The sequence below is a fragment of the Sandarakinorhabdus sp. genome (assembly GCF_031422795.1).
In the GTDB taxonomy this organism is placed as follows: Bacteria; Pseudomonadota; Alphaproteobacteria; order Sphingomonadales; family Sphingomonadaceae; genus Sandarakinorhabdus.
On record NZ_JANPML010000455.1, the window covers coordinates 1 to 5751 of the forward strand.

A 5751-nucleotide genomic window follows, 5' to 3' on the forward strand; every position below is an offset into this window, starting at 1 on the left:
TGATTGACCATTGAGCGCATGGCCAACATCGGCCATACCCGCCAACATGCCGCCAATTGGACAGCCCCTCCCCCCGTCCGCTCGCACCACGGCCACGGCCATGGCCGAACTCATCGCCGATCTGCGCGAAAAGGCGGCCCGAATCGCACTGGGTGGCCCGGCCGCATCACGCGAAAAACATGTGGCGCGCGGCAAGCTGCTGCCGCGCCAACGTGTTGAAGCGCTGATCGATCCGCACAGCGCCTTTCTCGAAATCGGCCAGTTCGCCGCGCACGATGTCTATGGCGAAGATGTGCCCGCGGCCGGCCTGATCGCCGGCGTCGGCCAGGTTTCGGGCCGGCTGTGCGTCATCCTTGCCAATGATGCCACGGTGAAGGGCGGCAGCTATTATCCGCTCACCGTCAAAAAACATCTGCGCGCCCAGGAAATCGCCGCGCAAAATGGCCTGCCCTGCGTATATCTGGTCGATAGCGGCGGCGCCAACCTGCCCCGGCAGGACGAGGTGTTCCCCGATCGCGATCATTTCGGCCGCATCTTTTTCAATCAGGCCAACATGAGCGCCAACGGCATCGCGCAGATCGCCGCCGTGCTGGGCAGCTGCACCGCGGGCGGTGCCTATGTGCCGGCGATGGCGGATGAATCGATCATCGTGAAGAATCAGGGCACCATTTTCCTCGGCGGCCCGCCGTTGGTGAAGGCCGCGACGGGCGAAGAAGTCACCGCCGAAGATCTGGGCGGCGGCGATGTGCATACGCGGCTTTCCGGCGTTGCCGATCATCTGGCGGAAAATGACGAAGATGCGCTGCAGATTGCCCGCCGCATCGTTGCCACCCTGCCCGCCGCGCCCGCCGTGGCGCGCGGGCCATCGCGCCCACCGCTGTTTGACGCCGCTGAACTCAACGCGCTGGCGCCCATCGATACCCGCGTGCCGGTGGACGTGCGCGAGATCATTGCCCGTATGGTCGACGGTTCGGAATGCCAAGAATTCAAGCCGCGCTATGGCGAGACTTTGGTCACCGGCTTTGCCCACATCGAAGGCTACCCCGTCGGCATCATCGCCAACAACGGCATCCTGTTCAGCGAAAGCGCCCAGAAAGGCGCTCACTTCATCGAACTGGCCTGCCAGCGCCGCATTCCCCTGCTGTTCCTGCAGAATATCAGCGGCTTCATGGTTGGCCGCCGGTTCGAAAACGAAGGCATCGCCAAACATGGCGCCAAGCTGGTGACCGCGGTGGCCTGCGCCGCCGTGCCGAAAATCACCGTGGTGACTGGCGGCAGTTTCGGCGCCGGCAATTATGGCATGTGCGGCCGCGCCTACTCCCCGCGTTTCCTGTGGATGTGGCCCAATGCCCGCATTTCGGTGATGGGCGGCGAACAGGCCGCCAGCGTGCTGGCCGCAGTCAAGGGCGGCGGCTTCAAATCGGCCACCGAGGAAGAAGCCTTCAAGGCCCCGATCCGCGCCCAGTATGAAGCGCAGGGCCATCCCTATTACGCCAGCGCCCGCCTGTGGGATGATGGCATCATCGCGCCCGAAGACACGCGCGCCGTCGTCGCCCTTAGCCTCGCCGCCTCCCTGCAGCAGCCGGTGCCGGAAACCCGGTTCGGCACGTTCCGCATGTGAGGCTGCGATGCTGGATGAAGCCATCGACGATTGGGGCACCGCCCGCCTCACCCTGAACCGGCCGGAGCGGCACAACGCCTTCAACGCCGAACTGATCGCGGCGCTGGCGGAAGCCTTCACCCGGCTGGGCGGCGCCAACGAAGTGCGCGCCATCGTGCTGGCCGGTGCCGGCAAAAGCTTTTCCGCCGGCGCTGATCTTGATTGGATGCGCGCCGCGGCCGGCTGGACCGAGGCCGAAAATCAGGCCGACGCCATGGGCCTGTCGAACATGCTGGCCGCCATCAATGATTGCCCAAAACCGGTGATCGTCGTCGCCCACGGCCATGTCACCGGCGGCGGCGTTGGTTTGGTTGCCTGTGCCGATATGGCGGTGGCGATCGACGGCGCGCAATTCCGCCTTTCCGAAGTGCGGCTGGGCCTGACGCCGGCCACCATCTCGCCGTTCGTGCTGGCCAGGATCGGTGCCGCCGCCCGGCGCTGGTTCCTCACCGCCGAAGCCTTCACCGCCACTGATGCCGCAGCGATGGGCCTGGTCAACGAAGTCGCCATCGACGCCGATGCGGCACAAGCCATGGTCGCCCATTGGTTGACCCATATCGGCCAGGCCGCACCGGGCGCCGTTGCCGATGCCAAGGCGCTGGCGCTGGATTTTGCCGACGCCGTGATCACCGAGGAACTGCGCGAGGAAACCGCGCGTCGCATCGCCGCCCGCCGGGTGAGCGCCGAAGGCCGGATGGGCATCATGGCCTTTCTGAACAAGGGAAAACCGGGATGGATCGTCGAATGAAGCCTGTGCTTGCCCTCGCCCTGCTGCTGGCAACCCCGTCCATTGCCGCGCCCAAGGATGAAGTGCTGGCCGCCACCAACGCCTTCATGGACGCGCTAAACAAGGGCGATGCCAATGGCGCCGAGGCGATGACCCATCCGACGCTGACCATCCAGGTGCTGCGCTTTCCGCCCGAAGGCGGCAGCAAGTACAGCGTGATGACCCGCCAGCAGTTGTTCGACAATTTCCGCAATGCCCCGCCGCGCAAATTCGATGAACGCATCGTGCGATCAAAGCTGCTGGTCACCCGTGATTATGCCCATGTCTGGGCGCCTTACACGCTGGATATCGACGGCAAGCGCATCCATTGCGGCACCGACAGCTTCGGCTGGAGCAAGCTGGACGGCAAATGGCTGCTGACCAGCTTTGGCTGGACGGCTGATCCCAAGGGCTGCCCACCAAAGTGAAACCAATGCAGAAAATCCTGATCGCCAATCGCGGCGAAATTGCCCGCCGCGTCATCCGCACCGCGCACGCGATGGGCATTGCCACGGTCGCCGTGCATAGCGCCGCCGATGCCCACGCCCCATTTGTGCGCGAGGCCGGCCAGTCCGTGCCCCTTGCCGGCGACCGGCCTTATCTGGATGTGGACGCCATCATTGCCGCCGCCAAACGCACCGGCGCCGATGCCGTCCACCCCGGCTATGGCTTTCTTTCGGAAAATGCCGAATTCGCCAAGGCGCTGAAAAAGGCCGGCCTCATCTTCATCGGCCCGCCCGAAGCCGCGATGCGGGTGATGGCCCTGAAGGATACCGCCAAGGCCGCGATGAAAAAGGCCGGTGTGCCGATCACGCCGGGTTATCAGGGCAATGATCAGAGCCTCGTGCGCCTGCAAAAGGCTGCCGAAGGCGTCGGTTATCCGCTGTTGATCAAGGCGGTGGCCGGCGGCGGCGGCAAGGGCATGCGCGCGGTCCACGACGCCGGGGAATTTCAGGAAGCCCTGATGGCCGCCCAGCGCGAAGGCGAAACCGCGTTCGGCAACCCCGCGGTGATGCTGGAGAAGCTCATCCAGCGCCCGCGCCACGTTGAAGTGCAGTTGTTCGCCGACAATCACGGCAACGCCGTCCATCTGTTCGAGCGTGACTGTTCCCTGCAGCGCCGCCACCAGAAGGTGATCGAGGAAGCCCCCGCCCCCGGCCTGTCCGACCGGTTGCGCCACACGTTGGGTGTTGCTGCCGTCACCGCCGCCCACGCTATCGGCTATTCCGGCGCCGGCACGGTCGAATTCATCCTTGATCTCGACACGGTGGATGCCGACGGCGATCCCGCCTTCTACTTCATGGAAATGAACACCCGCCTGCAGGTCGAACACCCAGTGACCGAATGCATCACCGGCGAAGATCTGGTTGAATGGCAGATCCGCGTCGCGCGCGGCGAGCCTTTGCCCAAGCAGCAGGACGAACTCACTGTCACCGGCTGGGCGATGGAAGCCCGGCTTTACGCTGAAGACCCGGACAGCGGTTTTCTGCCGGCCACCGGCACGATCAGCACGCTGGAATTCGGTGCTGGTCCTGGAATTCGCATCGACACCGGCGTCGAGAACGGCAGCCGCATCGGCCTCGATTACGATCCGATGATCGCCAAGGTCATCGCGCACGGCGCCACCCGCGCGCAAGCCATCGACCGGCTGGTCGGGGCGCTCGATGCCACGGTGGTGAGCGGGCTCAAATGCAACCGCGCCTTCCTCGCCCGCCTGGCCGACACCAAGGCGTTCCGCGCTGGCAAGGTTGATACCGGCTTCATCGCCCGCCACGCCGCCGAACTGGCCGCGCCCAGCCTGTGCCCCGCCCCCGTGCTGCTGGCCGCCGCGCTGGGATTGGGTCTGCCGCACGGCACTGCGCCCACCAGCCTGTTTGGCGGGCTGAATTTCCGCATCAACCTGGCCGCTGAAACCCATGTCCGCCTGTGGTGGGATGCTGCCCAGCACCCCATCAGCCTGCGCCACATTGGTGGCCAGCGTTGGCGCATCGGCGGCCTGGCCGGAATCGGCGAAGTATCGGCCACGCGGGTTGGCGCCCACGGCCTGGCGATCGATCTGGCCGGCCAAATGATGCGCGCCACGGTCGTGGCGGGCGTTGGCGTGGGCGTTGGCACGGTGGATGTGCGCATGGCCGGCCAAAGCTGGTTGATCGGCAGCCGCCCGCCGCGCGTGAAGGATGTGGGCGGCGGCCATGCCAACATGATCGCCCCCATGCCGGGCCGCGTGCTGGCGGTGGATGTGGTGCCGGGCCAGGAGGTAGCCGAAGGTGATCGCCTGCTGGTGCTGGAAGCCATGAAGATGGAGCATCGCCTGCTCGCCCGCGTCGCCGGCACGGTGAAGGCCGTGCACGTCGCGCTTGGCGATCAGGTTGCCGATGGCATGATGCTGGTGGAAATCGCCTGAACGGGCAAAAAGGACTGCAACAATGCTGAGCCAATTGAATTTTGCCCACGGTGAAACCATCGCCATGCTGCGTGACACGGTGCGGGCCTTTGCCGCCGCCGAAATCGCGCCGCGCGCGGCCGAGATCGACACCACCAACACCTTCCCGCGCGATCTGTGGCCCAAGATGGGCGAACTTGGCCTGCACGGCATCACCGTGCCCGAAGCCGATGGCGGCGTTGGCCTGGGTTATCTGGCGCATGTCGTGGTGGTGGAAGAAATCTCCCGCGCGTCGGCCAGTGTTGGCCTGTCTTATGGTGCGCACACCAATTTGTGCATCAACCAGATCGCCCGCTGGGGCAGCGCCGAACAGAAGGCCAAATATCTGCCCGATCTGATCAGCGGCGCGCATGTTGGCAGCCTCGCCATGTCGGAACCAGGGGCGGGCAGCGACGTGATCGGCATGAAGCTGCGCGCCGAAATCCAGGGCAACGGCGATTATGTGCTGAATGGCAACAAGATGTGGATCACCAACGGGCCGCATGCGGAAACGCTGGTGGTCTATGCCAAGACCGATCCCGCCGCCGGCCCGCGCGGCGTGACAGCCTTCCTGATCGAAAAGGGCATGAAGGGTTTTTCCACGGCGCAAAAGCTCGACAAGCTGGGCATGCGCGGCAGCGACACCTGCGAACTGGTGTTCGAAGATTGCACCGTGCCGGCCGAACATGTGCTGGGCGGGGTGGGCAATGGCGCCCGCGTGCTGATGAGCGGCCTTGATTACGAACGCGTCGTGCTCAGCGGCGGGCCCTTGGGCATCATGCAGGCCTGCATGGATGTGGTGGTGCCCTATGTTCACGAACGCCAGCAGTTCGGCCAGCCCATCGGCCAGTTCCAGCTGATGCAGGGCAAATTGGCCGACATGTATGTCGCGCTGTCCACTGC

The 5751-nt window shown here is 65.2% G+C and carries 5 protein-coding genes; all 5 read left to right on the top strand.

Annotated features, from left to right (window positions below; genetic code table 11):
- The first annotated feature begins 100 nt into the window (after positions 1-100).
- Positions 101-1621 (top strand): carboxyl transferase domain-containing protein, encoded by a 1521-nt coding sequence (locus tag RMO81_RS15375; protein ID WP_310476818.1) that lies wholly within the window; start codon positions 101-103, stop codon positions 1619-1621.
- Between the two features lie 7 nt (positions 1622-1628).
- A complete protein-coding gene (locus RMO81_RS15380; RefSeq protein ID WP_310476819.1) occupies positions 1629-2408 on the top strand; it encodes an enoyl-CoA hydratase-related protein in 780 nt (259 codons plus the stop codon).
- A complete protein-coding gene (locus RMO81_RS15385; RefSeq protein WP_310476820.1) occupies positions 2405-2854 on the top strand; it encodes a DUF4440 domain-containing protein in 450 nt (149 codons plus the stop codon). Before RMO81_RS15380 ends, RMO81_RS15385 begins: the two co-directional genes overlap by 4 nt.
- A gap of 5 nt (positions 2855-2859) precedes the next feature.
- Positions 2860-4830, top strand: coding sequence for a biotin carboxylase N-terminal domain-containing protein (locus tag RMO81_RS15390; protein ID WP_310476821.1), 1971 nt, complete (start codon positions 2860-2862; stop codon positions 4828-4830).
- A gap of 22 nt (positions 4831-4852) precedes the next feature.
- On the top strand, positions 4853-5751 hold an 899-nt coding region (locus RMO81_RS15395; protein WP_310476823.1), incomplete at its 3' end, for an acyl-CoA dehydrogenase family protein.